The organism is Hymenobacter terricola (assembly GCF_017921975.2).
Classification (GTDB): domain Bacteria; phylum Bacteroidota; class Bacteroidia; order Cytophagales; family Hymenobacteraceae; genus Hymenobacter; species Hymenobacter terricola.
This window is the reverse complement of the sequence record NZ_JAGEMO020000001.1, coordinates 60,262-86,597: the sequence shown is the minus strand read 5'-3', so window position 1 is coordinate 86,597 and position 26,336 is coordinate 60,262. Positions and strand designations below refer to the sequence as shown.

Below are 26,336 nucleotides of genomic sequence, written 5' to 3'. Positions count from 1 at the left end.
GTCTGCGCCACATCACCCGCCGCATGAATTTCCGCCTTCTCCGCAACCTCCGCCTTCCGCTCGCCGCCCTGGCTGGCCTCCTGTTCCTCACCGGCTGCCCCAGCAAGCCCGCCGAAACCAGCGCCCCCACCGCCGAGGCCAAGCTGCCCAAGGCCCCGGTGTTCAACGCCGATTCGGCCTACGCCTTCACGGCCCGGCAGGTGGCGTTCGGGCCGCGCGTGCCCAACTCGAAGGCCCACATCGCCACCGGCGACTGGCTGGTGGCCAAGCTCAAAAGCTACGGCCTGAAGGTGATGCAGCAGCCCTTCGACGCCATGACGTTTGACGGCACCAACATCCACGCCCGCAACATCATCGCGCAGTACCAGCCGCAGGCGGCCCGCCGGGTGGCCATTTTCGGCCACTGGGACACCCGCCCCTTTGCCGACAACGACAAGACCCACAAAAATGCCCCCATGGACGGGGCTTCCGACGGCGCCAGCGCCGTGGCCGTGGCCCTGGAAATAGCCCGCGTGCTCAGCCAGCAGCCCGACTCGCTAGCCCCCAACGTGGGCGTCGATTTCATCTTTTTCGACGCCGAGGACTGGGGCCACGACGACACCACGCAGGCAAAGCTCAAGGACCAGCTGGCCGGCAGCGGCACCGATTCCTGGTGCCTGGGCTCGCAATACTGGACCGCCCACCTGCTGCCCGCCAGCTACAAGGCCGAATACGGCGTGCTGCTCGATATGGTGGGCGCCAAGGGCGGCAGCTTCACCCGCGAAGAAACCTCGCGCACCAACGCCCGCGGCCCACTCGATAAAATCTGGAGCACCGCCGCCCAGCTCGGCTACTCCGATTTCTTCCGCTACGAAGACACCGGCGGCATCACCGACGACCACGTCTACACCAACAAAGCCGGCATTCCTACGCTGGATATCTACGACCACCCCACCTACGGCACCGACTACTTCCCCAGCTACCACCACGCCACCACCGACAACATGAGCATCATCGACCGCAAGACGCTGAAGGCCGTGGGCCAGACCATGGTGCAGTCGCTGTACGTGGACTAAGCGGCGGGGCACCGGGCCGGCCCCGGCTTGTGGCCCTCCCGCTCAGGCGTGGCGCTTGCGGCCCGGCAGCTCGGCTTTGGAGTTGATTTGGAGCTTGTCGTACACCGTGCGGATGTAGGCGCGCACGGTATTCAGGCTGATGCCGAGGCGGTCGGCCACCAGCTTGTAGCTCAGGCCCTGCTCCAGGGCTTCCACTATTTGCTGCTCGCGCGGGGTGAGGACGGCGCTGGGCGCGGCGGGCCGGAAGTAGCGCATGACGTGGCGGGCAATGGCCGGCGACATGGGCGCCCCGCCCGCCAGCACGTCCAGCAGCGCCTGCTTGATGGCCGGCAGCGGCGTGCTCTTCACCAGGTAGCCCACCGCCCCGGCGCACAGGGCCTGAAAGGTGCGGTCGGCGTCCTGATACACGGTGATGAGCACCACTTCGGCCTGCGGGGCCACCTCCCGAATCAGCCCAATGCCCTCGATGCCGGTGGCGCCGGGCAGGCCGATGTCGGAGAGCACCAGCCGGGGCAGCAGGCCACCCGCGGCCAGCAGCTCGAGCAGCTCCTCTACCGAGCCGGCCACGGCCACGCACTCGAACTCCGGCTGCGCGCACAGGTACGTGTGCAGCGCCTCGCGGATGACAAGCTGGTCTTCGACGATGGCCAGGCGGATTTTCATGCTGCAAATTTACCCGGCGCTCACATACGGCGGCATCGCATGTTGATGCGGTGTCGCCCGCAGCCTCAGGCGTCCGGATTGCTCCGGCCAAATGCTTTCCAGCCCGAGGGCAGCGGCACCACCACGCACACGCGGAAGCCGCCGGCCCCGCCGCCGCTGGTGGCGGCACCGCCCAGGGCCTGCGCCCGGGCCCCGATGTTGCGCAGCCCGTGGCCCGTGCGCCGGACCGGGGCCGCGTCGCCGCTGACGCCGTTATCCACTATTTCCAGCACCAGCTGGGCCTGGCTGCCGGGTTCCAGCCGCACGCTCACGGCCACGCCGGTGGCGCCGGTGGCGTGCTTCACCACGTTGTGCAGGCTTTCCTTGTAGATGAGGTAGAGGTTGCGGCGCAGCAGCACGGGCAGGCGCTGGGCCGGCACCGCGGCCGGAAACGCAAACTCGACCTCCAGCCCGGCCGGGCCCAGCACGTCGTAGGCGTAGTCGCGCATGCGGTCGAGCAGGTCGGGCAGGTGGTCGTTGTGGGCGTCGAGGCTCCACACCACGTCGTTGAGCTGGCGCACGGCCGAGCGGCTGGCCTCCGAAATCTGGCCCAGCTGCCGGCGCTGGCCGGGCCCGTCGGCCAGGCCTTCCTGGAGCAGGCTGCTTTGCAGCGAAATCTGGCTGAGCAGGCTGCCCACGTCGTCGTGCAGGTCGGCGGCCAGGCGGGTGCGAATGGCGGTTTCGCGGCGCTGCTGGCGGCGGCGGTAGCGCCAGAACAGCCCGCCGCCGCTCAGCCCCAGCAGCAGGCCCAGGCCGGCCAGCAGGGTGAGGCGCTGCTGCTGGCGCAGGCGTTCCAGCTCCTGCTGCTGGCCCAGCAGCTTCAGCTGGGCGTGCTGCTGGCGACGCTCGTAGTTCAGCTCCAGGGCCGTGGTGCGGCGCGCCAGGGCGGCCCCGCCGAGGCTGTCGTCGTAGGCCGCGAAGCGCTGTTGCGTCTGGTAGGCGTGGGCAAAGTCCTGCTGCCGGGCGTAGGCCACGGCCAGCACGGCGCTGGCGGTCCGGGCGCCCTCCAGCGAGCGGCTTTGCTGGCTCAGGCGCAGGCTTTGGGTGCCGTACCAGGTGGCGCTGTCGGGGTGGCCGGCGTGCAGGCTGGCGCGGGCCAGCAGCGCCTGGGCGCGGGCTTGCAGCAGCGGCTGGTGGGCGGCGGCGGCCCGGTGCAGCAGGCCGTAGCCGGCCGCCTGGGCGGCGGCCGAGTCGCCCAGCTGCTCGCTCATTTCGGCCAGGTTCAGGTCCATGCGCAGCTCGTCGGGCGCATCGCCCAGGCGCTGGCTCACGGCCCGGCTCTGGGCGTAGTAGCCGCGGGCTTCGTCCCAAAAGCGCTGGCGCCGGCTGAGCTCGCCCAGCTCGCCGTAAATCAGGTTGAGGCGGTCGGGGTAGTCGTAGTGGCGGGCAACTTGCAGCGCGGCCAGCAGATGGGCGCGGGCCAGCAGGTACTCGCCCAGGCGCGAGTAGATGCTGGCCACCTCAATTTGCAGGCTGGTGTGGAAGCGGCGCTGGTCGCCGGTCGAGCTGATGGCCATGGCCCGAAAGAAGTAGCTCAGGGCCCCGGCGTAGCGGCCCTGCTGGTCGGCCATGCGGCCGCGCCGTTCCAGGCAGCGCATCTGCCCGCCCAGGTCGTGCAGGCGGGTAAACTCGGCCTGGGAGCGGCTCAGCCACGGCTGGGCCGGGCCGTATTCGGCCAGGGCAATGTGGTAGTCGGCCAGGTCGAGCAGGGTTTCGGCCAGCAGGTCGCCGTGCGAAACCTGCTGGGCCAGGCGCACGGCCAGGCGGCGGGTGGGGCCGGCCGCCCGGGCGTCCTGCACCACAATGGCGTCGCCCAGCTTGGTGAGCAGGACGATGTGCAGGCTGTCGATTTGGGGCCGGGCCGCCACCAGTGCCCGCAAGCTGTCGATGCGCCGCTGCGTGGCGGCCGGGTGCGGCGCCGCCCCAACGGGCCGCCCGGCCAGCAAAGCCAGCGCCAGCACAACCCCACGCATCGGGCGCCCCAACGGAAAACGCCAACAAAGCAGCACGGCCACAAGCAAAGTAAGAAAGCCCATTAACTGCCTCACGGCTCGCCGGGGAACACGGCACAACAAAACACCTCCCTTCACTACCGGGGCTGGCATAAGCCCGGCTATTGAAGGGAGGTGGCAAAGGTAGAATCTATATCATGGCCAGACCACTCAGTCCGGCCACGGCAGGGCCATTTTTTACTCCACCACGAGGCGGGCCGAGGCGGCGCCGGCGCGCACCACGTACACGCCGCCGGCCAGCCCGGTGGGCAGGGCCAGGGCAGCGGTGCCGGCCGCGTCGGCCGTGGCCGTGAGCACGAGCCGGCCCAGGGCGTCATACACCTGCACGGGTGCTCCGGCTTCGGCCCCGGCCAGGGTGGTGGCGCGGGCCGGGTTGGGGGCCAGCGTGAGGCCGCCGGGCTTGCCCGCCAGCGTCACGCTGCGCACGGGGGAGTAGTGGGCCGTACCGTCGAGGTCGACCTGGCGCAGGCGGTAGTAGAGGAGGGCTTGAGGACTCAGGGACTTGGGGACCTGGTTGTCCAGAAAGCCGTAGCTGCGCGGGGTGCTGCTGCTGCTGCCGGCGGCGGCCACTGCGCCCAGGCGCGTGAAGGCCTTGCCGTCGGCGCTGCGCTCTACTTCAAACGCCTGGCTGTTCTTCTCGGAGGCGGTGGCCCAGGCCAGGCGCACGGCGGCCGGGCCTTCGGGCGTGGCCGTGAAGGTGGCCAGCTCCACGGGCAGCGGGGTGGCGCTGTTGGTGCTCTGGCCCAGCTGCTGGGCCGTGATGTAGGTCCAGGGGCCGTAGCGGGGCACGCCGCCCACGCCGCTGGCGGCGTATTCGAGGCGGGCGCGCACGCGGGTGGCGCGGCCCGCCTTGCTCACCAGGGCCTTGAGCTCGGTGCCGGCCCCGGCCGCGGGGATGGTGGTGAAGGCGCCGCGCCCGGTGTAGGCCGTGGAGTTGGTGATGGGGGAGTTGTGCGAGAAGCTCGCGCCGTTGGCCACGGCCTCCCACACCAGCCGGGCCTGCACCCGCCCGAAGGCCGAGCGCGCCACCAGCCCGATGCCGAACTGCGGGAGCGGCCGGTTGGCGATGCTGAGCGGGGTGGTCAGGTCGGTGTTGTAGAGGCGCAGCTGGCCGGCGCGGGCGGCTCCCAGGTTGCCCAGGTAGAGGTAGGCCGTGCCTCGATAGTAACTCGTGCCATAGGCCCCGACGAGGATGTCGGCGTAGCCGTCGCCGTTCACGTCGCCCACCCCGGCCCCGCTGCCGAAATAGGTGCCAGTGGCGGCGGTTGGGTCGCTGAGGACGATGGCCGGGCCGAGCCCGGCGCTGGAGCCCAGGTAGCAGTAGGCCTTGCCCAGGCCATTGTTCTGGCCCAAAGACCCGTAGGCCCCGATGAGGACGTCGGCGTAGCCGTCGCCGTTCACGTCGCCGGCCCCGGCCACGCTGACGCCAAATTGGGCATCACTGGTGTTGGCCGGGTCACTGAGGGTGGCGGCCAGCGCGCCGAGTCCGGTGCTGCTGCCCAGGTAGAGGTAGGCCCGGCCCCGAAAGAAGTTCGTGCTGTTGGCTCCCACAAGCACGTCGGCGTAGCCGTCGCCGTTCACGTCGCCGGCCCCGGCCACGCTGACGCCAAATTGGGCATCACTGGTGTTGGCCGGGTCACTGAGGGTGGCGGCCAGCGCGCCGAGTCCGGTGCTGCTGCCCAGGTAGAGGTAGGCCCGGCCCCGAAAGAAGTTCGTGCTGTTGGCTCCCACAAGCACGTCGGCGTAGCCGTCGCCGTTCACGTCGCCGGCTCCCGCCACACTGGCGCCGAATTGGTCATAACTGTTGCCGGGCGGGTCGTTGAGGGTGGCAGCCGGTGCCGGGCCAAGCCCGACGCCGGACCCCAGGTAGAGGTAGGCCTTGCCTCGGGTAGAACTCGTGCCATCAGCCCCGATGAGGGCATCGGCGTAGCCGTCGCCGTTCACGTCGCCCGCCCCCGCCACGCTCCCGCCAAAGAAGTCGTCGTTGGTGGCAGCCGGGTCGGAAAGGGTGGCAGCAGGGGCGGTGTTGAGTCCGGTGCTGCTGCCCAGGTAGAGGTAGGCCGTGCCTCGGTTGGAACTCGTGCCATCGGCCCCGATGAGGGCATCGGCGTAGCCGTCGCCGTTCACGTCGCCCGCCCCCGCCACGCTCCCGCCAAAGAAGTCGTCGTTGGTGGCAGCCGGGTCGGAAAGGGTGGCAGCAGGGGCGGTGTTGAGTCCGGCGCTGCTGCCCAGGTAGAGGTAGGCCGTGCCTCGGTTGGAACTCGTGCCATCGGCCCCGACGAGGACGTCGGCGTAGCCGTCGCCGTTCACGTCGCCCGCCCCCGCCACGCTCTGGCCAAAGTTATTAGCGGTGGCGGTCGGGTCGCTGAGGGTGGCGGCAGCAGTCGGGGCGAGCCCGGTGCTGCTGCCCAGGTAGAGGTAGACCGTGCCTCGGTAGGAGTTCGTGCCATCGGCATTGATGAGGACGTCGGCGTAGCCGTCGCCGTTCACGTCGCCCGCCCCTATCACGTTCCGACCAAAGTAGTCATTCGCGGTGGAGGGCGGGTCGACGCGCGTGGCGGTGGGCGTGGGCAGCAGCGCGTCGGTGCCACCGTAGTACACGTAGGCGTTGCCTTGGTAGCCGCTCCCGCGGGGAGCGCCGACTATGAGGTCAGCGTAGCCGTCGCCGTTCACGTCGCCCGCCCCTATCACGTTCCGACCAAAGTAGTCATTCGCGGTGGAGGGCGGGTCGACGCGCGTGGCGGTGGGCGTGGGCAGCAGCGCGTCGGTGCCACCGTAGTACACGTAGGCGTTGCCTTGGTAGCCGCTCCCGCGGGGAGCGCCGACTATGAGGTCAGCGTAGCCGTCGCCGTTCACGTCGCCGGCCCCCGCCACGCTGTTGCCGAAGGCGTCATTGGCGGTGGCGGTCGGGTCGGAGAGGGTAGTGGCCGCCGTGGTGCCGACGCCGGTGCTGCTGCCCAGGTACACGTAGGCGTTGCCTTGGTAGCCGCTCCCGCGGGGAGCACCGACTATGAGGTCGGCGTAGCCGTCGCCGTTTACGTCGCCTGCCCCCGCCACGCTGGCGCCGAAGGCGTCGTTGGCGGTGGCGGCCGGGTCGGAGAGGGTAGTGGCTACCGTAGTGCCGACGCCGGTGCTGCTGCCCAGGTACACGTAGGCGTTGCCTTGGCTGCCGCTCGTACCGCTGGCTCCCACAATGACGTCGCTGTAGCCGTCGCCGTTCACGTCGCCGGCCCCCGCCACGCTGGCGCCGAAGGCGTCGTTGGCGGTGGCGGCCGGGTCGGAGAGGGTAGTGGCTACCGTCGTGCCGACGCCGGTGCTGCTGCCCAGGTACACGTAGGCGTTGCCTTGGCTGCCGCTCGTACCGCTGGCTCCCACAATGACGTCGCTGTAGCCGTCGCCGTTCACATCGCCGGCCCCCGCCACGCTGTTGCCGAAGGTGTCATTGGCGGTGGCGGCCGGGTCGGAGAGGGTAGTGGCCGTCGTGGTGCCGACGCCGGTGCTGCTGCCCAAATACACGTAGGCTTTGCCTTGAAAGGTGCTCGTGCCATAGGCTCCCACCATCACGTCGGCGTAGCCGTCGCCGTTCACGTCGCCTACCCCGGCCGCACTTCGGCCAAAGTAATCAAAATTGGCGGCGGCCGGCTCGGAGAGGGTCGTGGAAGGCGTGGTGACGAGGCCAGCGCTGCTGCCCAAATACACGTAGGCTTTGCCTTGAAAGGTGCTCGTGCCTTGCGCCCCCACAATGATGTCGCTGTAGCCGTCGCCGTTCACGTCGCCCGCTCCGGCTCCGGCTACGTTGTAGGCAAAGTAGTCATTGGCGGTAGCGGCCGGGTCGTTGAGAACGGCGGGCGTGGTGGCCAGGCCGGTGCTGGTACCCAGGTACAGATAGGCCTTGCCTGCGTTGCTGCTCGTGCCGAAGGCGCCAATAACGACGTCGCCATAGCCGTCGCCGTTCACGTCGCCCACCCCCGCTACAGTGAAGCCAAAGTTGTCGTTCGCCGTAGCGGCCGGGTCGTTGAGAACGGCGGGCGTGGTGGCCAGGCCGGTGCTGGTACCCAGGTACAGATAGGCCTTGCCTGCGTTGCTGCTCGTGCCGAAGGCGCCAATAACGACGTCGCCATAGCCGTCGCCGTTCACGTCGCCCACCCCCGCTACAGTGAAGCCAAAGTTGTCGTTCGCCGTAGCGGCCGGGTCGTTGAGAACGGCGGGCGTGGTGGCCAGGCCGGTGCTGGTACCCAGGTACAGATAGGCCTTGCCTGCGTTGCTGCTCGTGCCGAAGGCGCCAATAACGACGTCGCCATAGCCGTCGCCGTTCACGTCGCCCACCCCCGCTACAGTGAAGCCAAAGTTGTCGTTCGCCGTGGCGGCCGGGTCGTTGAGAACGGCGGGCGTGGTGGCCAGGCCGGTGCTGGTACCCAGGTACAGATAGGCCTTGCCTGCGTTGCTGCTCGTGCCGAAGGCGCCAAGAACGCCGTCGCCATAGCCGTCGCCGTTCACGTCGCCCACCCCCGCTACAGTGAAGCCAAAGTAGTCATTGGCGGTAGCGGCCGGGTCGTTGAGAACGGCGGGCGTGGTGGCCAGGCCGGTGCTGGTACCCAGGTACAGATAGGCCTTGCCTGCGCTGCTGCTCGTGCCGAAGGCGCCAACAACGACGTCGCCATAGCCATCGCCGTTCACGTCGCCCACCCCAGCCGTGCCGTAGCCAAAGTCGTCATACGCCGTAGCAGCCGGGTCGCCGAGGGTGGTGCCGGGGGCGCTGGCCAGCGGGTCGACGGTAATGGGGTAGGTGGCCTGCGCATCGTTCACAACCAGGGCCAGGGCGTGGCCGGCCCCCAGCGCCATGTGGGCGGGCAGGGCGCGGCCGGTGGCGTCCCAGGCGCGCAGGTCGGCGTAGCGCAACACGGGGGGGCCTCCGCTGGCGGGGGCGAAACTCAGGGCCGCACCATCGGCGGCGGCGGTTACGCGCAGGGCGGTGGCCAGGTGCAGGCGCACCCGCACGGGGCCAGTGCCGGCCGGGCGATTGGACAGGTGAAACGTCTGACGCAAACCATTCACGGAATTTTCATACTCAACGACCACGGCCTGCCCGGTGCCGAAGGTGGCTTTGGCATTCTCGACCACCGGAGCCGCGTGGGCCGCCGCGTGCAGCACCGGGCCACCCGCCCGGCCAATGCCACGCAGCTGCCAGCCCACCTGCCAGGCCGAACGGTGGTGCTCCTGGTCGGGCACGGCGGCCACGGTGTAGCGGTCGGGGGCGAGGGTGGCCACCAGGTGCTGGGCGGCGTTATCGGCCACGCGGGTGGTGGCCGGCTGGTCGGCAGTGGCGGCCAGGAAGTAGGAGCGGCGGTGCACGTCGGCCCACACGGCCGCCATGCCGGTGGCCGAAGTATCGGCCGGAACGGCCGCGGCGAAGCGGGCCGGCACTGGCCGGGGCAGCCCGGGGGTAGCAAGGCTGGCGCGCAGCGCGGCGGGTTGGTAGGGGCCGGCCGCGCGCGGCCGCGCCACGGCCGGTACCAGCGAAGACGAAGGCGTGCCGCAGCCGGCCAGCAGCCCGGCCAGGGCTGCCACTACAGGGAACATGTGTTTCATGGAGGAAGGGGGGCTTGATTGCAGAAGAGGTAGTGCCGCGGTAATCGGGGCCGGCCAGCCAACTGGAAAGGCCGTTCTTTAAAAATGCCATAGCCTCGTGCCGCCCACAACCTCAGCCAGGTAGAATGCCAAAAGGCCCTGCTCCGCCAGCGGTAGAACAGGGCCTTGCCACAGCCGCAGCCGGGGGCCGCTGCCCTTATTGCACGATGCGGAACACGGCCGTGCTCCACTGCAAGGGGCCGGTGTTGTTCCAGGCGGCGCACTCCACGCCGTAGGCCGCCCCGCTGTCGAGGGTGTCGATGACGGCCTTGGGCTCGCGGGTGAGGCAGGGGGCGGTAGCAGTAGCCGGCGGCCAGCTCGTCGCGCGCTGCTGGGTGGCGGCCTTCAGGCCCGTCTTCATCATCCGCACGGCCTCGGCCAGCAGGGCCAGCAAGTCGGTCAGGTCCTTGATGGCCTGGGGTGGGGTGGGGTAGTCCTTATTGCCGGCCACGCCGGTAAGGATGTTTTCGCCCAGGTCAATAAAGTCCTGGTCAACGTAGCCAACATAGTTGGTTGCGATGGTTTGGGGGCGCGTCATACAAGTAGCTACTTAATAGGAGAGAACCACTGACACCTTGCTAGCAAAAGCGCGACGGGCTGGGGCCCGCCACGCAGAGCGAAAGGTAGTGAGAATGGCTGGACAATAAACCGCGTATATCTACCTGTTTTTCTGCGCATTTTGCCGGTGCACATTGCCTCTTCCAACCCGGCTTTTTGCGCTCGGCCGCCGCCCGCTCGTGTTCCCGGGGGGCTCGCCTTCCTTCGCCTTGTTCCCGCAGTCGTTGGCGCAGGGCTCGTATTCGTTCCCGGCGTTCTCGCATTCGAGTTCGGTGTTCTCGCATTCGTTCCCGGCGTTCTCGTGGTCGAGTTCGGCGTCCTCGCATTCGAGTTCGGTGTTCTCGTGTTCGAGTTCGGCGTTCACACGGTCGTACTTGCCGGGCGCGCCTCCTCCTTCGCCTCTCGTTTCAGGAAGGAGAGGGGGCCAAAGGATTCCGAAACGAGCAAGCCGGGGGTGCCCTCTCTGATAGAGGGGAAGTCAGGAAGTGAGGGTGCTGCCGCTGGCGTCCACGCGCAGCGTGGCAACCTGCCCCACTACCAGTGCCACGTTTTCGGCCTCGTGCCCCACGGGGAAGCCGTAGGCCACCGGAAAATCATAGCGCCGGGCGTAGGAATCGATGATTTCCAGGGCCGTGCTGCCGAAGGGGATGGCGTTGTCGCGCATGGCCGAGAAGTGGCCCACCACCAGCCCGGCCAGGCCGGCCAGCTGCCCGCTGCGGTGCAGGTGCAGCATCATCCTATCGATGTGGTAGAGGTACTCGTCTAGGTCTTCGAGGAACAGAATGCGGCCCGCGAAGCTCACCTGCGAGGCCGTGCCCGTGATGGTGTGCAGCAGGCTCAGGTTGCCGCCCACCAGCTGGCCGGTGGCGGTGCCGGGCCGGTTGAGGACGTGCGGGGGCACCACAATCGGCTGCATGGCTTCGCCGAACAGCGCCCGGCGCAGGCTTTCCAGGGCCTCTTCGCCGCTGGCCTGGTGAAACAGCACCGGCATCACGCCGTGGATACTGGCGTGGTGCCGGGCCAGCAGGTGGGCGTTGAGCACGGTGACGTCGGAGAAGCCGGCGACCCACTTCGGGTGCCGCGCGAAGGTGGTGAAGTCGAGGCCGTCCACGATGCGGGCGGTGCCGTAGCCGCCCCGGGCGCAGAGAATGGCGTGGATGCCGGGGTCGTCGAGCTGCTGCTGAAAGTCGCGCCGGCGCAGGTCGTCGTCGCCCGCAAACTGGTGGTGCTCGCCGGCAATGCTGTCGCCCAGCACCACGTCCAGGCCCCAGGCTTGCAGGGTGGCAATGGCGGGCGCCAGCTCGGCGGCGCTGATTTTGCGGGCGGGGCTGACGAGGGCCACGCGCTGGCCGCGCCGTAGGGCCGAAGGAAACTGAACGGACATAAAGAGGAGGGAAAAGCTACCGCAAATAACGCACGCCGCCGCCGTAGGGGCGGGGTGGTGCCCAACGCCGGCGGGTGGTTCTGCAGCAAGTCAGTAGCTTTGATATATTCCATTACCCTCTTTCCCGGTTCCTATGAAACGTCTGCTACTCTTCGTGTTACTGCTGGTGCTCGGTGCCGGGCAGCGGGCGGCGGCCCAAACCCCGATTGACACCACCGGCGGGCGCTACTACCGGCCCATCTTCCCCGGCGTGACCGTGAGCGCGGGCGTGACCTTCGGCTCGGCCACCACGTTCTTCGGCGGCACCCAAACGCTGCTCATGGACATCTACCAGCCCACCGGCGACGTGGCCCCCGAGCGGCCGGTCATCATCTTCGCCCACCAGGGCGGCTTCGTGACGGGCACCCGCAACGAGCAGTATATGGTGGACGTGTGCACCCGCCTGGCCCGGCTGGGCTACGTCACGGCCAGCATCGACTACCGGCTGGGGTTCTTTCCCTTCGACACCACCAACGTGTCCGTGGCCGCCATTCGCGGTATGCAGGACCTGCGGGCCGCCGTGCGCTTCTTCCGCAACGACGCCGCCACTGCCAATACCTACCGCGCCAGCCCCGGCCGCATTGTGGTGGGCGGGGCCTCGGCCGGGGCGTTTTCGGCCCTCGAAGTCGGCTACCTCGACAAGGTGAGCGAAGTGCCCGGCGACGTGAACATCGCGGCCCTGGGCGGCATCGAGGGCAACAGCGGCAACCCCGGCTACCCCAGCACCGTGCTGGCCGTGCTCAGCCTGAGCGGGGCCACCAGCCCGCCCGGCATCATCGAGGCCGGCAACCCCCCGCTCTACAGCATCCACGGCACCGCCGATGCCGTGGTGCCCTACTTCAAGGGCCGGGTGGGGGCGGGCCTGCCGCCCAAGTACGTGTTCGGCAGCGGCCGGCTGAACCCCTACGCCACCAGCGTGGGCGTGCCCAACGTGCTGCGCCGCCTCAGCCAGGCGCCCCACATTCCGCAGTACACCACCAGCGGCAGCACCAACCCCGCCGCCTACGCCGACACCACGTTCCGCGACATCCGCGACTTCCTGCGGCCTTTGCTTGTACCCGTCACGGCCGCGTATCCCAGCCTGGTAATTAACGCGCCCACCAGCGTGCCCGGCGGCTCGTACCAGGATATCACCATCAACAGCAGCCAGGCCCTGCTCACCGGCAGCATCACCGTGTACGGCACGCTGGTCATCAAAAGCCTGCCCGGCCAGGTGCCCGGCTCGCTGAAAACCAACTGCTTCATGGTGGACGGGCCGGGTAATTTCGACCTCCAGGACGGGGCCACGCTGCGCATCTGCGACCCGGCCGGCATCGCGGCCAACGGCGCCACCGGGGCCATTCGCAACACCGGCAGCCGTAGCTTCAGCACCGATGCCGGCTACGCCTACGAGGGCCTGGCCAATCAGGCCACCGGCTCCGGCCTGCCCGCCACGGTGCGCGAGCTGGAAGTGGCCGTGCCCGCCGCCAATACCTTAGTATTGACCAGCAGCCTGCGCATCAGCCAGATATACCGGCCTACCAGCGGGGTCCTGAACAATGGCAGCCAGCCCCTGACGCTGCTTTCCGGCCCAAGCGGCACAGCCCTAGTCACGCCTGGCTCTGGTATCCTGACGGGTAGCATCGCTTTGCAGCGCTACCTCGACCCCAGCGTGAACCCCGGCTTGGGCTACCGTCATGTGGCCTCGCCGATGGACAACAGCGAAGCGACTGGCCTGGCCACGCCCAGCTTCACGCCGGTGCTCAACTATGCCTACAACACCAGCGCCCGCCCCGATTTGGTGCAGCCTTTTCCCACTGTTTTCACCTACTACCAAGGCCGGGCCACTACCTCGCCCGCTACCAGCTACTCGGAGTTTGATAAAGGGTGGCTAGTGCCCACCGTCAGCCCGGCCAACCCTTTGGTGACCGGCCAGCGCGGCCGGGGCTTCGCCGCTAACTTGACGGCCGGCCAGACCATGACCTTCACCGGCAGCCTGAGCAGTAACAATACGGACATTGCCGTGACCCTGCCCGCCGCCGCCACGCCCACCGCCGGGTGGCACCTGGTCGGCAATCCCTTCGCCTCGGCCCTGAGCTGGGACAATGTGCCCGTGCCCACCGGCATGAGCGGGGCCATGTACATCTTCGTGAGCAGCAGCCAGTACGCCGGCCAGTACCGCGCCTACGTGAACGGCGTGGGCGGCACCGGCGGCACCATTCCGCTGGGGCAGGGCTTCTTCGTGCGCTCCTTGGCCAATGCGCCGGTTACGCTCACCTTCCCCGTCGGTGCCCGCCTCACCGACTTCGCGGCTTCCAACACTGCCACCGTGCAGCGCCCCGCCGCCGATGCCCGGCCCCGCCTGCGCCTCACCCTGGCCGCTGCCGCCACCCCCACCGTTTCGGACGAAGCCTACCTGTATATAGAGCCCGGCGCCACCGCCGGCCCCGACCTCCGCTTCGACGCCGCCAAGCTGCCCAACCCCAGCGGCCTGAACCTGGCCACCCTGGCCGCTGGCGAGGCCCTGGCCATCAACGGCCTGCCCGTACTCAGCGCCCCCGTCGTGGTGCCCCTGGCGGTGGCCACGCCCCAGGCCGGCCGCTACGTGCTGGCCGCCGAGGACTTGCTGAACTTCGCCCCCGGCACCACCATCTACCTGGTTGACGCCGGGGCGAACACCCGCACGCTGCTCGCGGCCGGCACCCGCTACGCCTTCACGCTGGCCAGCCCGGTGGCCACGGGCCGCTTCGCCCTGGAGCTGCGCCCGGCCAACGTGACGGCCACCGCCGCGCAGGCCCTGGCCGCCCAGCTCCAGGTATTTCCCAACCCGGCTTCGGGCAGCTTCCAGGTGGTGTTGCCGGCCGGCAGCCCGGTGGCCGCCGTGCCCGCCTGGCTCACCAACACCCTGGGCCAAACCGTGCGGCGGCAGCTGCTTAGCGCCCCCGCCGGCCAGCCCCTGCGGGCCGAGGTGGATGCGCGCGGCCTGGCGCCGGGCGTGTACCAGCTGCACCTCGGCGTGGCCGGCACTCCGCTGGTGCGGCGCGTGGTGCTGCAATAAGCGCAAACCTGCGGGGCGCAACGGCTGTAGTATAACCGGGCCGCTGGCGGCTTCGCGTTCGGTTTACTCCTTCACTTGCAGTATCTTTTAGCTATGAAAACGACTGTACTCTTCGCCTTGCTGCTCGTGCTGGGCCTGCAGGCTGCCACGGCCCAGATTGATACCACCGGGGGCCGCTACTATCGGCCCATCTTCCCGAACGTGACCGTGACGTCCAACGTCACCTACGGCTCGGCCGTTACCTACCTCGGCACCACCCAAACGCTGCTGATGGACATCTACCAGCCCACCGGCGATGCGGCGGTGCGCCGGCCGGTCATCATCTTCGCCCACCAGGGCGGCTTCCTCGCCGGCTCGCGCACCGATGCGTACATGGTGAACGTCTGCACCCAGTTTGCCAGGCTGGGCTACGTCACGGCCAGCATCGAGTACCGCCTGGGCTTCAACCTCACCGGCCTGGCTGCCCCCGCCGACACGCCGCAAGTGGCCAGAGCCGCCATTCGGGGCATGCAGGACCTGCGGGCCGCCGTGCGCTTCTTCCGCAAAGACGCCACCACCACCAACACCTACCGCGCCCACGCCAGCTACATCACCGTGGGTGGGTCGTCGGCCGGGGCCTTCGCCGCGCTCGAAGTCGGCTACCTCGATAAAGCCAGCGAAGTGCCCGCCTACGTCGACCTCACCGGCCTGGGCGGCATCGATGGCGCCAGCGGCAACCCCAACTACAGCAGCGCCGTGCTGGCCGTGCTCAGCCTGAGCGGGGCCACCGAAAACCCCAGCATCATTGAGGCCGGCAATGCGCCCCTGTGCAGCGTGCACGGGACTGCCGATGCCACCGTGCCCTACTTCCAGGGCCGCATCGGCTCGCTGCTGCCGCCCAAGTACGTGTACGGCAGCGGCCGGCTGAACCCCCGCGCCACCAGCCTGGGCATCCGCAACACGCTGCGCACCCTGCGCGGTGCCGGCCACATTCCCTTCGAAAACAACACCATTGCGGGCTCCGCTTATGCCGATACCGTGTTCCGCACCATCCGCGACTTCCTGCGTCCCGTCCTCGGCCAGCCCGGCACGGTGGTTACGGCCACGCAGGCCGCCCGCCTCGCCGCCCCTCTCGCCCAGGCCTACCCCAACCCCGCCGACGCCGCCGTGCGCCTGCTTCTACCCGAGTCCTGGAAAATGCCCCTCCAGGCCCAGTTGCTGGACGTGACCGGCCGCGTGGTCCGCACCCTCAGCCCCACCACCCGCGACCTCAGCCTGCCGCGCAACACCCTGCCCGCCGGCATCTACTCCCTCAGGTTCGCCGGCCAGCCCCCCGTCCGCATCGAGTTCCGGTAGCAGCTGACCGGGCATGCCTTGCCCTTACCCAGCTTTGTCCGACTGCCGCTCAAGGGTGGTTGGCCGGTCTGGTGTGACCGCCCCAGGCGGTCCGACCGGTTGAAGAACCCCCGATGTTGTCCCCCACGACAACCGTTCAGACCGCCTAGGGCGGTCAGACCGGAGCAACGACCGCAGACGTGGAGGAGCTCCGGCAGGGCCGGACAGGAGTCGGGGGATGGGCTTGCTTCTGCCCCAACTCCTGTCCGGTCTTACGCCAACACTGCGGCTTTGGTCACTCCGGGCGCAAGTACAGCCACCGGCCGCACCTCGCCCACGCGGGCCACGAATATGCCGGCGGTGCGCAACTCCTTACGCCAGGCCCACAGCTGCTGCACCGCCACGGGACCGGTGGCAAACGCGCCGTGCGCATCGGTTTGCAGGGCCTTGGCGGGCAGCTCCAACCAAGTCAGCGCCTCGCGCAGCACGCCGGCATCGGCATGGCGCACGTAGGCGTCCACTTCCAGGTCGGCAGTTAGTTGGGCTTCGGGAGCCGCCGCCTGCTTGGCATACCCGTAGCGGAACCCGCGCTGAATGGCCAGCACATCGGCCAGCACCGCCGAGCCGGTGGGGTGCCCGCCCGCCCCGCGCCCCCGCAGGAACTGCGTGTCGGCATACTTCGCCTCAATCACGACGCCGTTGAACTCCTGCTCCACGGCGTACAGCGGCGACTCGGGCCCCACGAATTGCGGGGTCACCAGCGCCGTCACGCGGCCGTTGGCCAGCCGGTACAGCCCGGCCACCACCTTCACCTTCCGGCCCTGCACCGCCGCGTGGGCAATGTCCACCGCGCCGATGCCTTCGATGCCCAGGTTCAGCACCTCGTCGGGATTCAGGAACACCCCGTAGGCGTGCGCGGCCAGAATCACGGCCTTCGAGCGCGGGTCAAACGCGCCCATGTCCAGCGAGGGGTCGGTTTCGGCGAAGCCCTTGGCCTGAGCCTCCGCCAGCGCGGGGCCGTAGTCGGAGCCTTCTTCCGTCATGCGCGTCAGTACGTAGTTCGACGAGCCGTTGAAGATGCCGCTTACCGCGTGCAGCGGCTCGTGGCTGAAGTAGCCATCCAGCGTCCGGATGATGGGAATGCTGCCGCACACCGCCGCCTCATACAGCAGCGTGCCGCCGAACTCGGCCTGCAGCTGCACCAGCTCCGGCAGGTGGCGGGCCAGCATGGCCTTGTTGGCCGTCACCACCCGGCGGCCCTGGCGCAGGGCCGCGCTCACCAGCCGGAAGGCCTCGGCGGGGTCGTCAATCACCTCAATCAGCAGGTCCAGCGCCGGGTCGTCCAGCAGCTCATCGGCGTGAAAGCTGAACCGCTCGGCGGGCAGCGTCCGGGGCTTGCTGGGGCTCTTCACCGCAATGCGCGTGACGGCCAGCCCCAATTCGGGCTGCTGTTGGATAATGTCGTAAAAGCCCTGCCCTACGCAGCCAAAGCCAATCAGGCCAATGCGCAGGGGCTGTTTGTCAACGTCCATTTGAACGGAATTTAATTGAAAGGAAAAACCAGAACGTCATGCTGAGCGTAGCCGAAGCATGACGTTCTTAAATATTTAAAATGTTTAAACAGCCACTGCCGCCCGCACATCCAGCGCGTCCAGCAGTCGTTGTTTATAAGCTTGAAACACCGCGTCGGTGCGGCGGCGGGGCCGGGGCAGCTCCACCCGCACCATCTCGTGAATGTGGCCGGGGTGCCCGCGCAGCACCACAATCCGGTCGGCCAGCACGAGGGCTTCCTCCAAATCGTGGGTCACGAGCAGCAGCGTGGGCCGGTCATACGCCCAGATGTGCAGCAGGTGCTCCTGCAAGTCCATCTTCGTAAACGGGTCGAGGGCGCTGAACGGCTCATCGAGCAGCAGCAGCGCCGGCTGGGCCACCAGCGCCCGCGCAATGGCCACCCGCTGCGCCATGCCACCCGAAAGCTGGCGCGGCACCGCCTGGGCAAAATTGGTAAGCCCCACGCGCTCCAGCACGGCATCGGTGCGGGCATTCTGTTCGGCCTGTGCAAGGTCGGCCAGCCCGAAGCGCACGTTCTCGCGCACCGTGAGCCAGGGCATCAGCCGCGGCTCCTGAAACACCACGCCCACGGCCGCATTGGGCCCGGCCAGCGGCTCATCGTTGATGAAAACGCGCCCGGCCGAAGGAGCATCCAGCCCCGCCACGATGCGCAGCAGCGTGCTCTTGCCACAGCCGCTGGCCCCCACCAGCGCCACTATTTCGGCGGGCTGCACGCGCAGGCTCACGTCGGCCAGCGCCGTCGTGCCGGAGTCAAACTGCTTGCTGATGTGTTCGATGCGGAGCATGAAGCTGAGAGAAGGTGTTTAAATTGGCTGTCATGCTGAGCGTAGTCGAAGCATCTCTACCGCCTCGTCTGCTTTCGTTCAACGAAGCGGTAGAGATGCTTCGACTACGCTCAGCATGACGTTCTATTTCATTGATGAAGCTCTTTCACCCATTACTTTCCTGTCCGTGCGTGTCCTGCCAGCGCAGGAGGTAGCGGCTGAGCGCGGCCAGGCCGGCATCCGTGAGCTGGCCCAGCACGGCAAAGAGCAGGATGCTGGCCAGAATGGTCTGGGGCCGGCCGGTCATCTGCCCGTCCACCAATAGAAAGCCGAGGCCTTTGTTGGCGCCCATAATCTCGGCCGCCACCACAAACATCCAGCCCAGGCCCAGCCCGCTGCGCAGGCCCACGAGGTAAGCCGGCAGCGTGGCCGGCAGAAACACCCGCCGCACCAGCTGCCAGCCCGAGAGCCGGTGCACGCGCCCCACTTCCACCAGCTTACGGTCGACGCCCTGCACGCCGTTCATCAGGTTCAGGTACACCGGGAAAAACACGCCCACGGCAATGAGCACCACTTTCGACGTCTCGTAAATGCCCATCCACAGAATGAACAGCGGCACCCACGCCAGCGACGGAATGTTGCGCACGCCCTGCAGCAGCGGGTCGAGCAAGTGGAACAGCCGCCGCGAATACCCCGTGGCCGCCCCCAGCACCGTGGCCAGCGCCCCGCCCAGCACGAAGCCCAGCGCCACCCGCACCAGCGTGATGCCAATGTGGCCCCACAGCTCGCCGGTGCGCGCCAGCTCCACGATAGTGGCCAGTACTTTCGAAGGCGCCGGCAGCAGATTGGCGCGGAGCACGCCCAGGCGGGCCAGCACTTCCCACAGCACCAGCAGCGCCACGGGCAATATTGCACCCGTCAGCCAGCCCCAGCGGCGCGGGCTGCGCGGCTGGGCCGTGGGCCGTTGCGTGGGCACCTGACGCACCGGTGCCGCAACGGGTGCGGGCCGGGTCGCGGGCGCAAACAAGGAGGTGGTGACTTCAGCCATTGGGCAGATGGATGGTTTGTTCAGGTGGGGCCGGATGCCGGCTCATTTCGCGGCGGTGGTGCCTTTTTGCGTGGGGAGCTTGCTGGCGAATGATTTGTCGATGAGCTCATTGACGGTTTTAGTCACGTCGATGTTCTGGTCAATCACGCCGCTCTTCTTCAGCACGTCGCCAGCGGCGGTGATGGTGGCCACCTGCGGCGCACCAAAGTAGATATTGGCAAAGCTGGTGCGCTCTAACTGCCTGGCCGCCACGGATTCGCTCAGCTTGGCCTCGGTGGCAAGGGTCTTTTTCAGGTCGTCCGGATGCGCCAGGGCCCACTGCCGGGCCTGCTCGTAGGCGGCCAGCACGCGGTCCACCAGCTCGGGGTGCTGCTGGGCAAACACGGCCCGCACGTTGAGCACGCCGTAGCTGTTGAAATCGGGGTTGCGGTAGAACAGCTTCGCGCCCGACTCCAGCTCGGCCTTGGCCATGTGCGGGTCGAGGCCGGCCCAGGCATCCACGTCGCCTTTTTCGAGGGCGGCGCGGCCGTCAGCGTGTTGCAGCGGAATCAGCTCAATGTCCTTCTCGCTCAAACCGGCCTGGTCCAGGGCGCGGAGCAGGAAAATGTACGGGTCGGTGCCCTTAGTAGCCGCCACCCGCTTGCCCTTCAGGTCCGCCACCGATTTGATGGTGGAATTGGCGCCCGTGACCAGCGCTGTCCACTCCGGCTTCGAGAAGATGTAGATGGCCTTCAGCGGATTGCCGTTTGCCCGGCCAATGAGCGCCGCAGCCCCGGCCGTCGAGCCGAAGTCGATGCTGCTGCCGTTCAGAAATTCCAGCGCCTTGTTGCTGCCCTGGCTCAGCACCCATTCCACTTTGATGTTCTGTTTGGCCAAATCCTTTTCCAGCCAGCCTTGCTGTTTCAGCACCAGGCTGAGCGGGTTGTAGTAGGCATAGTCCAGGCGCACCGTTTCCGGGTTGGTCGTCGCGGCTCCGTTGCCGGTTCCGCCGCTACAGCTAGCCATCACTAACATTGCCAGCAGCAACAGGCTGTGCAGGGCGAAAGTGAGGGCAAAAGAAGGGCGAAAATTGAGGGTCGATTTCATCAGAATCAGGCAAAGAATCACCAGCTTGGTCCGATAGCGGGCCAGGAATAAATCATTCAAAAAGAGGCGTTAGTGCACGAACGTGGGCGCGTAAAACAGCTCCAGAAAGTGCGTGATGGCGGCCGTTTCCAACAGGAAGCCGTCGTGCCCGTAGCGCGAATCCAGCTCGGCGTACATCGCGCCGGGAATGTGGTTGGCCAACTCCCGCTGCTCGCTGAGCGGAAACAGCACGTCGGACGTAATGCCCAGCACCAGCGTGCGCGCCCCAATGCGGCCCAGCGCTGCTGGCACCCCACCCCGGCCGCGGCCCAGGTTGTGGGTGTCCATGCTGCGGCTCAGCGAAACGTAGCTATAAGCGTCGAAGCGCGACACCAGTTTGTCGCCCTGGTAGCGCTGGTAGGTGCTGGCGCGGTGCTCGCGCAGCAGGGTGTCGTCGGGGTCGGTCTGGGTTTCGGCGTAGGCCGAATAGCTGCGGTAGCTGAGCAGGGCAATGGCGCGCGCGGCGCGCAGGCCGTCGTCGCCCCCGCCGGGCTGGCCGGCGGCGTAGGTCGGGTCGGCCTCGATGGCCAGCCGCTGGGCTTCGTTGAAGGCAATGCCCCAGGCCGAATGCCGTGCGTTGGTGGCAATCACCACCAGATGGTCGAACAAATCGGGCCGCAGCACCGCCCATTCCAGCGCCTGCTGCCCGCCCAGCGAGCCGCCAATCAGCGTGTGAATATCCGTCAGTTCCAACTCCTCCCGCAGCGCCTCGTGCGCCGCCACCAAATCGCGGATGGTGAGCAGCGGAAAATGCTGAAAGCGCGCCGCGCCGGTGGCCGGGTCGGCATCGAGCGGGCCCGTGCTGCCGTAGCACGAGCCCAACACGTTGGCGCACACGATAAAATAGTCGGCCGGGTCGAAGTAGCAGCCCGCGCCCACCAGGCCCGGCCACCAGGCCGGGGCGTCGGCGTTGGCCGTGAGGGCGTGGCACACCCAGACCACGTTGTTGCGGTCGTCGTTCAGCTGGCCCCAGGTCTGGTAGGCGACGTGGGCTCCGGCCAAAATTTCTCCGCTTTCCAGTTGCAGGTCGGGGAGCTCAAAAATACGGTCTGACATAAATATCTTAAAAATAAAGCCCTGGCCGCCAGCGAGATTGGCTCCGCCCCGCCAAGGGTGGCCCGCTGGCGGCAGTGGAGTTAGACCTCCAAAGGCTGGGCGTGCTGCAGCTCGGGCTCGCCGACTGCGTCACCGTCTGTAGGTTGGCTGGCAGTATTGCCGATGGCGTCGAAGGCTGCTTGCAAATCGGCTTTGATGTCTTCGAAATGCTCGATGCCCACCGAGAGGCGCAGCGAGGTGGGCGTGACGCCGGCGGCCAGCTGCTCGGCTTCGCTCAGCTGCTGGTGCGTGGTGGCCGAGGGCTGGATGATGAGCGTTTTGGCGTCGCCCACGTTGGCCAGGTGGCTGATAAGCTTCAGGTTGTCGATGAATTGGGTGGCCGTCTCTTTGGTTCCCTTCACGCGGAAGCTCAGCACGCCACCGAAGCCGCGCTTCAGGTATTTGCTGGCGATGGCGTGGTAGGGGCTGCTGGCCAGGCCGGGGTAGTTCACGCTTTCCACCTGCGGATGCTGCTCCAGCCAGGTGGCAATTTTCAGGGTGTTTTCCACGGTGCGCTCCACGCGCAGGCTCAGGGTTTCGAGGCCGATGAGCAGCTGGAACGAGTTGAACGGGCTCTGCGAAGGACCGAAGTCGCGCAGGCCTTCCACCCGCGCCCGGATGATGAAGGCAATGTTGCCAAACGGCCCGCCCTTGCCAAATACATCGTTGAACACCAGGCCATGATAGCCTTCGCTGGGCTCGGTGAACTGCGGGAATTTGCCGTTGCCGAAGTCGTAGGTGCCGCCGTCCACAATCACGCCGCCGATGCTGGTGCCGTGGCCGCCAATCCACTTCGTAGCCGACTCTACCACGATGTGCGCGCCGTGCTCCAGGGGCCGGAACAGGTAGCCGCCCGCCCCGAAGGTGTTGTCCACAATCAGCGGCAGGTCGTGCTTGTTGGCAATGGCCGCGATGGCCTCAAAATCCGGCACGCTGAAGCTGGGGTTGCCAATGGTTTCCAGGTAAATGGCCTTGGTCTTGTCATCAATCAGCGCCTCGAAGCTGGCCGGGTTGTCGCCGTCGGCAAAGCGGGCTTCAATGCCCAACCGCTTGAACGCCACCTTGAACTGGTTGTAGGTGCCGCCGTAGAGATAGGCCGTGCTCACGAAGTTGTCGCCGGCTTGCAGAATGTTGTTCAGGGCAATGAACTGGGCGGCCTGGCCCGAGGCGGTGGCCAGCGCCGCCACGCCGCCTTCCAGCGCCGCCACGCGCTGCTCGAACACGTCGGTGGTGGGGTTCATCAGGCGGGTGTAGATGTTGCCAAACTCCTTCAGGGCAAACAGGTTGGCGCCGTGCTCAGCGCTCTTGAACACGTAGCTGGTGGTTTGGTGAATGGGCACGGCCCGCGAGCCGGTGGTGGGGTCGGGCTGCTGGCCGGCGTGGAGTTGCAGCGTTTCGAAGTGCAGGGGTTGAGCAGACATGATGCTAAACGTTAAGAAGGTATGAGGTGAATTGGTTTTTTAGAGTTGGGCCAGGGCCGCCAGAATCAGGGTAGGGTCGGGCCGTTGCTTGAAATTGGCTTCGGTGGCAGCCCAGGTAATGGTGCCATTCCGGGCGATGACGAAGGTGCCCGTCAGGGGCAGTTCGCCGCTGTCGTCGCCGTTGAATACCGCCAGGTCGATGCCCACGCCGTGCAGCGTGTGGTACACGGCATCGCCCACCCGGTAGGCCAGCCCGTATTGCCGGGCCACGGCATTGCCGGTATCGCTGAGCACCGGGAAGTGCAGGTCTTTTTCTTCGGCCGTGAGGCTGGTGAGGTCCGGCGTTTGAGGCGAAACGGCCACCAGCGTGGCTCCCAGGGCCTTGAAGCTGGCCAGCGCCTGGTTGTAGGCACGTAGCTGCACGTTGCAGTACGGGCACCAGTTGCCCCGGTAGAACACGAGCACAACCGGCCCGGCGGCCAGCAGCGTCGCTAGCGAAACAGGATGGCCCGTGGCATCAGGCAAGGTGAAATCCGGCGCGGGCTGGCCGGCGCGGAGACTGTGCTGAACGAGACCGGCGGCGTGCACGGCGGCAATGCCAGCATCAATGGTCTGGCTCGCGGTGGCGGGCAGCACCGTGGCCAGGTGCTGGGCCGTAGCGGCCAGTTCAGCTTGAATGGAAGGAGAAGCAGTGAGCGTGGACATGCGATTGCGGAGAAAATCGGGAGGAGAAAACCAAATTGAAAAAGGGGAGGGGGTTTCTCCGCGGGACTGCTGGGCGGGGCTAACGGCCTGAAATAGTGCTGGAACGAGCCGGCAGTGGCCGGATTTATCGTATTCGGTAAGCCAATGCGGCCAAAGCTGGCATGCACGGGCACAACGGTATTCCCACGAAGAAAAAAAGGCGAAGGCGCCTAAGCCGGAATCAGCTTAGCAACAACACGGGCGACAACAGCACATTCGCATGCGGGCCGGGGCCGATGCAATGTTCCGGCCGACAAGGTCCGAAAACAAAAATCCCGACACCGCAGCGCGCAAAGCAGCCGGAGTGGTCGGGTCGGAGAAGACGGAAACAGAAGATTTTTCCATGGCACTTGAGTCATATGCCCCACTTTGGCCAAAGCCGGGAGTGGGTAGGAATTGGCACCTTTCGCAGTATCGAAGGTTGCCAGCGGGTCACGGAGCCTAGTCTCTCGCCGCTTCTGTATAAAACTTAAAACTGTCTCGCCGTTAACGAGGAGTACCGGGTGGTGGGGCAAATGTACGGAAGGAATTTTTTTATGGCCAAATATGCGTGTAAATTATTTGGTGAAGTCGGGAATTTTGAGTAGAAAACGGGGTGAGTAGGACCGCCGAGAGGCCGCATGACGTGCGGTTTTTGCCCAATCGCCAGCCCATCCAAACGCAAAAAAGCCACCCCGAAACGGAGTGGCTTTTCTCACCTTTTTTCTGCAAAAAAGTACCTAGAGACTAGGTATGGTCAACACCTGTCCCACTTCAATGTGGTCAGGGTTGTCGCCGATGAGCGCCTTGTTGGCGTCGTATATCTGGTGCCACTTAGCGGCGTCGCCGTAGTGGTGCTTGGCAATTTTAGAGAGGGAGTCACCACTCACTACCGTGTACGAATCTCCGGCTGTGCTCGGATTGGCAGCTGCGGCGTTGTTGCCAAAAAAATCGGTGCCACCGGCGGGCTTAGCTGCCGGCTCGACGGGCTTCTGCTCGCCTTTGTCGCTAAGAAAATCAAGGAGTCCCATGAGTTCGGTCGGATTAGATGAAGGATAGACACGGTCAGAAATTACGGGTGGGTAAACTAACCGGGGCCATATACGCACCCGTGTTGAGGAGGTTTCGTTCTAAACTCTTTTGCGTCTGTGCCGTAAGCCGACGAGCCCGCAATGCTGGGCTTTAGTGTCTTCATTCTTTCACCAATACCCTTTTGCTCATGAAACCTCAGTCACTTTTCTCGCTTCGTTATTTCGCCAGCCTGTTGCTACTGGTGTCGCTGTTTGCCGCCTCGTGCAGCAACGATAAAGGCAAAGTTGAAGGCGTGAACATGCTGTACGGCACCGATAGCAAGGTGTGGAAAACCGCCAAGGAAACGGACACGGCCGGCGACAAAGTGAAGCAGACCGATGCCCAGAAGCAGGAGGAGCTGCGCATTTTCGCCAACGGTACTTACAACATGACCGGGGCCAGCGGCGCCGTATCGGGCAAGTACACGTTCGACCAGGCCGGCAAAACCATCACCATGACCCCCGACGGCTCGGCCACGAGCAACACCTTCGCCGTGGAAACCCTGACCGACGACAAGCTCACGCTGAAGTCGGCCGACGGTGCCGCGCTGATGCTGGAAAAAGAGTAGCGCAGCTTCGCGCTTAATCCTAAAAAAGGGCCCGAACCACATGGTTCGGGCCCTTTTTGTGTAGTAGAACCGAGCAATTGAGGCCAGCCTAAGCTGCTACTGGCCGCTTCACGAATACCCGCGCCACCCAGCGCGGCAGGAAAATGCTGCCCAGCACCAGGTACAGGTAATACGTGACCACCCGGTAGAGCAGCACCATGAAGCTGGTGAGCGTGGCCGTGCCAATGAACTTGCCGAAGAACGTGGGAAACGCGCCCTCCACGATGCCCGCGCCGCCGGGCGTGATGGCCAGCAGCAGCAGCACTTTGTAGGTGAGGTTGCGGGCGAAAATGAACAGGAACGTGTCCACGTCCATCGGTACGAAGGCGGCGATGAGGCAGCCGATAACCAGGTAGCGGGCCGTCCAGACGAAGAATGTGCTGAGGGCGGCGCGCCACCAATAGCCGGGCGGGTTGCCGCGCAGCTGCACCGAAGCATCCATCATTTCCTGGCCGTGCTGGTAGGCTTTGCGCTGCCAGCGCCGCAGCAGCCGCCACGAAAACAGCCGCACCAGCACCCGTCGCACCGACTTCGGATTGACGAAAATGGCGTACAGCATCAACGCCGCGTAGGCCGTAACGGCCACGTAGCTGAACACAAATACCACCCGCAGCGTGGCGATAAACGCGCCCTGCATGGCCTCGTGCGGATAGAGCCCGGCCCCCGCGATAAGCACGACCAACGGCACCATGATGACGTAGTAGAGGTTGTCCATCAGGGCCGTAACCATCACGTAGGCCAGGGATTTGCCCAGCGTGATGCCTTCCTTGTTCAGGATGAAGGAGGCCACCGCCGTGCCGCCCACCGCCGAGGGCAGCACGCAGGACGAAAACTCCCAAATCATAATCACGTCGAGGCTCTGGCGGTAGGTCAGCTCGCGCTCGGCGATGTGCCGGATGCGGTAGATGTAGCCGAAATCGCGGGCCAGCAGCACCAGCAGCGTGACGAGCAGCCACTCCCATTTGGCGTGGGCCAGCGGGGCCAAATCGCCCGGCTTGTAGCTTCGCCAGAACATGAACCCCACTACCCCCAAGCCGATGACGATGGGCAGAATGAGCCGTGAGGGCTGCAGCCGCTGCAGAAAATGCGCGTCGTCTGCGGGGAGGGAAGCGGTGAGTTTATCGGTCATTGAGCGGGGGTGTGGCAGCCGGGCAAAAGTAGGGGTTGGCCGGGTGGTTCCC

19 protein-coding genes and 1 riboswitch are annotated in these 26,336 nt (G+C 66.6%); of the genes, 4 read left to right on the top strand and 15 right to left on the bottom strand.

What is annotated here, in order from left to right; genetic code table 11:
- The first annotated feature begins 23 nt into the window (after positions 1 to 23).
- Complete coding sequence (locus J4G38_RS00270) at positions 24 to 1,055, top strand: M28 family peptidase (protein WP_210514101.1); 1,032 nt, start codon at positions 24 to 26, stop codon at positions 1,053 to 1,055.
- A 42-nt stretch (positions 1,056 to 1,097) separates the two neighbouring features.
- Here the strand turns inward: J4G38_RS00270 and J4G38_RS00265 are convergent, their stop codons facing one another.
- From J4G38_RS00265 to J4G38_RS00240, 6 genes are all read right to left on the bottom strand, one after another.
- Complete coding sequence (locus J4G38_RS00265; protein ID WP_210514099.1) at positions 1,098 to 1,718, bottom strand: response regulator; 621 nt, start codon at positions 1,716 to 1,718, stop codon at positions 1,098 to 1,100.
- Between the two features lie 65 nt (positions 1,719 to 1,783).
- Positions 1,784 to 3,730, bottom strand: a complete 1,947-nt coding sequence (locus J4G38_RS00260; protein WP_210514097.1) for a histidine kinase — start codon at positions 3,728 to 3,730, stop codon at positions 1,784 to 1,786.
- Between the two features lie 216 nt (positions 3,731 to 3,946).
- Positions 3,947 to 9,358, bottom strand: a complete 5,412-nt coding sequence (locus J4G38_RS00255; RefSeq protein ID WP_262905867.1) for a beta strand repeat-containing protein — start codon at positions 9,356 to 9,358, stop codon at positions 3,947 to 3,949.
- Between the two features lie 196 nt (positions 9,359 to 9,554).
- Positions 9,555 to 9,935, bottom strand: coding sequence for a hypothetical protein (locus J4G38_RS00250; protein ID WP_210520072.1), 381 nt, complete (start codon positions 9,933 to 9,935; stop codon positions 9,555 to 9,557).
- 120 nt (positions 9,936 to 10,055) lie between these two features.
- Positions 10,056 to 10,319 carry a hypothetical protein gene (locus J4G38_RS00245; protein WP_210520070.1) on the bottom strand — a complete coding sequence of 88 codons (264 nt, stop codon included), beginning with the start codon at positions 10,317 to 10,319 and terminating at the stop codon, positions 10,056 to 10,058.
- Between the two features lie 114 nt (positions 10,320 to 10,433).
- Positions 10,434 to 11,339, bottom strand: coding sequence for a S66 peptidase family protein (locus J4G38_RS00240; RefSeq protein ID WP_210520068.1), 906 nt, complete (start codon positions 11,337 to 11,339; stop codon positions 10,434 to 10,436).
- A 133-nt stretch (positions 11,340 to 11,472) separates the two neighbouring features.
- On the opposite strand from J4G38_RS00240, the gene J4G38_RS00235 reads away from it, so the two are divergent.
- Together J4G38_RS00235 and J4G38_RS00230 are read left to right on the top strand one after the other, a co-directional pair.
- On the top strand, positions 11,473 to 14,415 hold the full coding sequence (locus J4G38_RS00235) for a carboxylesterase family protein (RefSeq protein WP_210520067.1): 2,943 nt from the start codon (positions 11,473 to 11,475) through the stop codon (positions 14,413 to 14,415).
- Between the two features lie 93 nt (positions 14,416 to 14,508).
- Positions 14,509 to 15,750, top strand: coding sequence for a carboxylesterase family protein (locus tag J4G38_RS00230; RefSeq protein WP_210520065.1), 1,242 nt, complete (start codon positions 14,509 to 14,511; stop codon positions 15,748 to 15,750).
- A 251-nt stretch (positions 15,751 to 16,001) separates the two neighbouring features.
- On the opposite strand, the gene J4G38_RS00225 is transcribed toward J4G38_RS00230, so the two are convergent.
- The 8 genes from J4G38_RS00225 to J4G38_RS00190 all read right to left on the bottom strand — a co-directional run bounded on the left by J4G38_RS00225 (position 16,002) and on the right by J4G38_RS00190 (position 24,508).
- Positions 16,002 to 17,261 (bottom strand): homoserine dehydrogenase, encoded by a 1,260-nt coding sequence (locus J4G38_RS00225; RefSeq protein ID WP_210520063.1) that lies wholly within the window; start codon positions 17,259 to 17,261, stop codon positions 16,002 to 16,004.
- Positions 17,262 to 17,345: 84 nt separating this feature from the next.
- Positions 17,346 to 18,086, bottom strand: a complete 741-nt coding sequence (locus J4G38_RS00220) for an ABC transporter ATP-binding protein (RefSeq protein WP_210520061.1) — start codon at positions 18,084 to 18,086, stop codon at positions 17,346 to 17,348.
- Between the two features lie 145 nt (positions 18,087 to 18,231).
- Positions 18,232 to 19,113 carry an ABC transporter permease gene (locus J4G38_RS00215; protein WP_210520059.1) on the bottom strand — a complete coding sequence of 294 codons (882 nt, stop codon included), beginning with the start codon at positions 19,111 to 19,113 and terminating at the stop codon, positions 18,232 to 18,234.
- Positions 19,114 to 19,155: 42 nt separating this feature from the next.
- Entirely contained in the window at positions 19,156 to 20,259 is a 1,104-nt protein-coding gene (locus J4G38_RS00210; RefSeq protein ID WP_210520057.1) for an aliphatic sulfonate ABC transporter substrate-binding protein, read from the bottom strand.
- A 9-nt stretch (positions 20,260 to 20,268) separates the two neighbouring features.
- Complete coding sequence (locus J4G38_RS00205) at positions 20,269 to 21,294, bottom strand: homoserine O-acetyltransferase family protein (protein ID WP_210520055.1); 1,026 nt, start codon at positions 21,292 to 21,294, stop codon at positions 20,269 to 20,271.
- A gap of 80 nt (positions 21,295 to 21,374) precedes the next feature.
- Positions 21,375 to 22,754: an O-acetylhomoserine aminocarboxypropyltransferase/cysteine synthase family protein gene (locus J4G38_RS00200; protein WP_210520053.1), complete on the bottom strand. Its 1,380-nt coding sequence runs from the start codon at positions 22,752 to 22,754 to the stop codon at positions 21,375 to 21,377.
- Positions 22,755 to 22,793: 39 nt separating this feature from the next.
- A complete protein-coding gene (locus tag J4G38_RS00195) occupies positions 22,794 to 23,459 on the bottom strand; it encodes a peroxiredoxin-like family protein (protein WP_210520051.1) in 666 nt (221 codons plus the stop codon).
- A 391-nt stretch (positions 23,460 to 23,850) separates the two neighbouring features.
- A riboswitch (SAM riboswitch) is annotated at positions 23,851 to 23,967 on the bottom strand.
- A gap of 250 nt (positions 23,968 to 24,217) precedes the next feature.
- Entirely contained in the window at positions 24,218 to 24,508 is a 291-nt protein-coding gene (locus J4G38_RS00190) for a LysM peptidoglycan-binding domain-containing protein (protein ID WP_210520049.1), read from the bottom strand.
- Between the two features lie 188 nt (positions 24,509 to 24,696).
- Here J4G38_RS00190 and J4G38_RS00185 point away from each other — a divergent pair, with 188 nt between their 5' ends.
- A complete protein-coding gene (locus J4G38_RS00185) occupies positions 24,697 to 25,116 on the top strand; it encodes a hypothetical protein (RefSeq protein ID WP_210520047.1) in 420 nt (139 codons plus the stop codon).
- A gap of 88 nt (positions 25,117 to 25,204) precedes the next feature.
- On the opposite strand, the gene J4G38_RS00180 is transcribed toward J4G38_RS00185, so the two are convergent.
- Complete coding sequence (locus tag J4G38_RS00180) at positions 25,205 to 26,284, bottom strand: lysylphosphatidylglycerol synthase transmembrane domain-containing protein (RefSeq protein ID WP_210520045.1); 1,080 nt, start codon at positions 26,282 to 26,284, stop codon at positions 25,205 to 25,207.
- Between the last annotated feature and the right edge of the window lie 52 nt (positions 26,285 to 26,336).

What these genes read in the sequence shown, in the direction of transcription:
- J4G38_RS00270 (WP_210514101.1), top strand. Translation starts at nt 24, where the DNA reads ATGAATTTCCGCCTTCTCCGCAACCTCCGCCTTCCGCTCGCCGCCCTG.
- J4G38_RS00265 (WP_210514099.1), bottom strand. Translation starts at nt 1,718, where the DNA reads ATGAAAATCCGCCTGGCCATCGTCGAAGACCAGCTTGTCATCCGCGAG.
- J4G38_RS00260 (WP_210514097.1), bottom strand. Translation starts at nt 3,730, where the DNA reads ATGCGTGGGGTTGTGCTGGCGCTGGCTTTGCTGGCCGGGCGGCCCGTT.
- J4G38_RS00255 (WP_262905867.1), bottom strand. Translation starts at nt 9,358, where the DNA reads ATGAAACACATGTTCCCTGTAGTGGCAGCCCTGGCCGGGCTGCTGGCC.
- J4G38_RS00250 (WP_210520072.1), bottom strand. Translation starts at nt 9,935, where the DNA reads ATGACGCGCCCCCAAACCATCGCAACCAACTATGTTGGCTACGTTGAC.
- J4G38_RS00240 (WP_210520068.1), bottom strand. Translation starts at nt 11,339, where the DNA reads ATGTCCGTTCAGTTTCCTTCGGCCCTACGGCGCGGCCAGCGCGTGGCC.
- J4G38_RS00235 (WP_210520067.1), top strand. Translation starts at nt 11,473, where the DNA reads ATGAAACGTCTGCTACTCTTCGTGTTACTGCTGGTGCTCGGTGCCGGG.
- J4G38_RS00230 (WP_210520065.1), top strand. Translation starts at nt 14,509, where the DNA reads ATGAAAACGACTGTACTCTTCGCCTTGCTGCTCGTGCTGGGCCTGCAG.
- J4G38_RS00225 (WP_210520063.1), bottom strand. Translation starts at nt 17,261, where the DNA reads ATGGACGTTGACAAACAGCCCCTGCGCATTGGCCTGATTGGCTTTGGC.
- J4G38_RS00220 (WP_210520061.1), bottom strand. Translation starts at nt 18,086, where the DNA reads ATGCTCCGCATCGAACACATCAGCAAGCAGTTTGACTCCGGCACGACG.
- J4G38_RS00215 (WP_210520059.1), bottom strand. Translation starts at nt 19,113, where the DNA reads ATGGCTGAAGTCACCACCTCCTTGTTTGCGCCCGCGACCCGGCCCGCA.
- J4G38_RS00205 (WP_210520055.1), bottom strand. Translation starts at nt 21,294, where the DNA reads ATGTCAGACCGTATTTTTGAGCTCCCCGACCTGCAACTGGAAAGCGGA.
- J4G38_RS00200 (WP_210520053.1), bottom strand. Translation starts at nt 22,754, where the DNA reads ATGTCTGCTCAACCCCTGCACTTCGAAACGCTGCAACTCCACGCCGGC.
- J4G38_RS00195 (WP_210520051.1), bottom strand. Translation starts at nt 23,459, where the DNA reads ATGTCCACGCTCACTGCTTCTCCTTCCATTCAAGCTGAACTGGCCGCT.
- J4G38_RS00190 (WP_210520049.1), bottom strand. Translation starts at nt 24,508, where the DNA reads ATGGGACTCCTTGATTTTCTTAGCGACAAAGGCGAGCAGAAGCCCGTC.
- J4G38_RS00185 (WP_210520047.1), top strand. Translation starts at nt 24,697, where the DNA reads ATGAAACCTCAGTCACTTTTCTCGCTTCGTTATTTCGCCAGCCTGTTG.
- J4G38_RS00180 (WP_210520045.1), bottom strand. Translation starts at nt 26,284, where the DNA reads ATGACCGATAAACTCACCGCTTCCCTCCCCGCAGACGACGCGCATTTT.